This window comes from Pseudomonas guariconensis (assembly GCF_900102675.1).
Lineage (GTDB): Bacteria > Pseudomonadota > Gammaproteobacteria > Pseudomonadales > Pseudomonadaceae > Aquipseudomonas > Aquipseudomonas guariconensis.
In genome coordinates this window covers 1-2,952 of the sequence record NZ_FMYX01000026.1, presented here as the reverse complement: position 1 = coordinate 2,952, position 2,952 = coordinate 1, and the positions used below count along the sequence as shown (strand labels likewise).

Here is a 2,952-nt window from a genome sequence, read left to right as displayed (position 1 = left end):
TTCCCCATGTGAGAGTAGGTCATCGTCAAGATTCATTTCACAAAACCCCTATCTGCGTGAGCAGGTAGGGGTTTTGTCTTTTCTGGTTCCGACCATTTTCTCCCTCTGTTGCTCGAGTACTGCCTTTCTGTGGGCCCTTTTCCTATGCAAGCCCCCGGGCCGTGGCTATCATGCCAGCCTAATTCCAAGTCGAGACTGGCATGCTGAAGTTGTTGAATCTCCTCAAGGATGGCCGGTTCCATTCCGGGCAGGCCCTAGGGGAAGCAATGGGGGTGAGTCGCAGCGCCGTGTGGAAGCAGCTGCAGCACCTGGAAAGCGAATTGAACCTTGTTATTCACAAGGTGCGTGGTCGTGGCTATCAATTGGCCGTACCGCTGACTTTGCTCGAGTCTGAGGTTATCCATGAGCACGGCCGGGGCGATCATTGGCCGCTTTGGATTCACGAGACAATAGATTCCACCAATGCCGAAGCTCTACGTCTTATTGCTCGGGGCGAATCCGCGCCGTTTCTCGTTTTGGCGGAGCAACAGACAGCTGGCCGGGGTCGGCGCGGGCGCCAATGGGTGAGTCCTTTCGCTGAGAATCTCTATTACAGCCTGGTTCTGCGGGTCGAAGGCGGCATGCGCCAGCTCGAAGGGCTGAGCCTGGTCGTAGGATTGGCGGTCATGCGCACCTTGCAGGTGTTCGGTTTGGATGCTGCCGGCTTGAAATGGCCGAATGATGTGCTGGTGGGAGAGCGGAAAATTGCGGGCATCCTGTTGGAGTTGGTCGGCGATCCTGCAGATGTATGTCATGTAGTGCTGGGTATCGGTATCAATGTGAACATGCAGAACAATGACCGGGTCGATCAGCAGTGGACTTCGATGAAGCGTGAGGTAGGTGGGTCAATCGACCGCAACCGTCTGGTCGCGCAACTCAACCAGCAACTGCAGCATGAGTTGGCCCGTCATCGTCGTTACGGGTTTGCGGCATTCCAGGAAGAGTGGGAGCAGGCAAACCTGTGGCAGGGGCGCACAGTGTCCCTGATTGCAGGTAGTAACCGTATCGATGGTGTGATGCTTGGGGTTGATGGGCTAGGCGCCTTGCGTCTCGAGGTCGAAGGTGTGGAAAAGAGCTTTAGTGCTGGAGAGCTCAGTTTGAGGTTGCGTGATGATTCTTGAGCTCGACTGCGGAAATAGTTTCATCAAGTGGCGTGTAATTCATGCCGGCGATGCGACCATTGTGGGTGGAGGCATAGTCGATTCTGATCAGGCACTGCTGGCCGAAGTGTCAGCGTTGCCTTCCGTGCGCCTCAGTGGTAGCCGGATGGTGAGTGTGCGCAGCGAAGAAGAAACCGACGCGCTTTGCCTACAGTTGGCACAGCATTTCGGTGTCCGGGTGCTAGTCGCTCATCCTGCCCGTGAAATGGCGGGCGTGCGCAATGGATACGACGATTATCAGCGACTGGGTATGGATCGCTGGTTGGCGGCACTGGGTGCGTACCATCTGGCAAAAGGGGCGTGCTTGGTCATCGACTTGGGCACCGCAGCCAAGGCGGACTTCGTCGCTGCGGACGGGCAGCATTTGGGCGGTTACATTTGCCCGGGTATGCCGCTGATGCGTAGCCAATTGCGCACCCACACCCGTCGGATTCGTTACGACGATGCTTCAGCTGAGCGAGCTTTGATCAGTCTCGTGCCGGGACGCTCCACCGTGGAAGCTGTCGAGCGCGGGTGCGTGTTGATGTTGCAGGGTTTTGCGCGTACGCAGATTGAGCAAGCACAGGTGTTATGGGGTGAGTCATTCACGGCGTTCCTTACCGGTGGGGATGCGCCTTTGGTAAGAGATGCCGTTCCTCAGGTTCGGGTGGTGCCCGATCTGGTCTTTGTCGGTCTGGCCATTGCCTGTCCACTGGGTTGAGGTGCCTATGCGTTGGTTGTTTCTGCTATTGGTGGTGCTCAATATCGCTTATTACGTCTGGCATCAACAGGAGGCGCCTCTGAAGGCCAAGGAGGTTGCGCCTCTTTCCTTGTACAAAGGTAGTCAGCAAGAAATCCGCCTATTGCGTGAAACAGGCGCTTCAGCGCCGGCCAAGCGCCGCGATGAATGCCTGGTTGTCGGAGGGGTTCAGACTCAAGAGCAGTTGGACGCGCTACGTCAGCGCCTGGTAAGCCTGGATATTTCGACAGCGGAGGTGCCAGGCCAATTGCCAGGTGCTGATGGGCGCTGGCTCAAAGTTGCGGTCGAAAGCGAGCGTTTGCTGGACTCTGCGGTGCTCTCAAGTCTTTCCAAGGATTTCAAAGACTTAAAACACAAAATTATTTTATGCGAGGGTATTGCAACTGGTGAATAGCTTGATAGAATGGCGCCCGCTTCGCAGGGAACACCACTGAGGTGGTAAGACCGGAAGCTGTTGTCAAAGTAGCTAACCTCAAGATTTTAATGAGAAAAAGCTTGACAGCAGGACGGCAAGAGTTGAAAATGCCGCCCACACTCAGGAGGGGTTCCCGAGTGGCCAAAGGGATCAGACTGTAAATCTGACGTCTTCGACTTCGAAGGTTCGAATCCTTCCCCCTCCACCAGTTTAGCGAGAGCTGCAAGCTCCGCGGGTATAGTTTAGTGGTAGAACCTCAGCCTTCCAAGCTGATGATGCGGGTTCGATTCCCGCTACCCGCTCCAAGTTTGCTGTTGTTGCACAAAGTGTTGCGCTCTTGTAGCTCAGTTGGTAGAGCACACCCTTGGTAAGGGTGAGGTCAGCGGTTCAAGTCCGCTCAAGAGCTCCATATTAACAAGGCAGATATGAAAATATCTGCCTTTGTTTTATCAGTTGTAGTGACTATTTCTTCTGCGGAGGACTGTATCGATGGCTAAGGAAAAGTTTGATCGTTCCCTTCCCCACGTTAACGTCGGCACTATCGGCCACGTTGACCACGGTAAGACCACTCTGACTGCAGCTCTGACCCGCGTCTGCTC

The 2,952-nt window shown here is 55.1% G+C and carries 4 protein-coding genes and 3 tRNA genes; all 7 read left to right on the top strand.

The window, feature by feature from the left end; genetic code table 11:
- Window positions 1-200 precede the first annotated feature (200 nt).
- The gene (gene birA, locus BLS27_RS23505) at window positions 201-1,160 is read left to right on the top strand and encodes a bifunctional biotin--[acetyl-CoA-carboxylase] ligase/biotin operon repressor BirA (RefSeq protein ID WP_090346965.1); all 960 of its coding nucleotides are present in this window, start codon (window positions 201-203) and stop codon (window positions 1,158-1,160) included.
- Window positions 1,150-1,899, top strand: a complete 750-nt coding sequence (locus BLS27_RS23500) for a pantothenate kinase (protein ID WP_043215919.1) — start codon at window positions 1,150-1,152, stop codon at window positions 1,897-1,899. Before birA ends, BLS27_RS23500 begins: the two co-directional genes overlap by 11 nt.
- 7 nt (window positions 1,900-1,906) lie before the next feature.
- Window positions 1,907-2,332, top strand: a complete 426-nt coding sequence (locus BLS27_RS23495; RefSeq protein ID WP_090346964.1) for a hypothetical protein — start codon at window positions 1,907-1,909, stop codon at window positions 2,330-2,332.
- Between the two features lie 144 nt (window positions 2,333-2,476).
- A tRNA-Tyr gene (locus tag BLS27_RS23490) sits at window positions 2,477-2,561 on the top strand.
- Between the two features lie 23 nt (window positions 2,562-2,584).
- A tRNA-Gly gene (locus BLS27_RS23485) sits at window positions 2,585-2,658 on the top strand.
- Between the two features lie 28 nt (window positions 2,659-2,686).
- Window positions 2,687-2,762, top strand: a tRNA-Thr gene (locus tag BLS27_RS23480).
- Between the two features lie 80 nt (window positions 2,763-2,842).
- Window positions 2,843-2,952, top strand: a 110-nt coding sequence (locus BLS27_RS23475) for a GTP-binding protein (RefSeq protein ID WP_132579187.1), incomplete at its 3' end; no start/stop codon positions are given.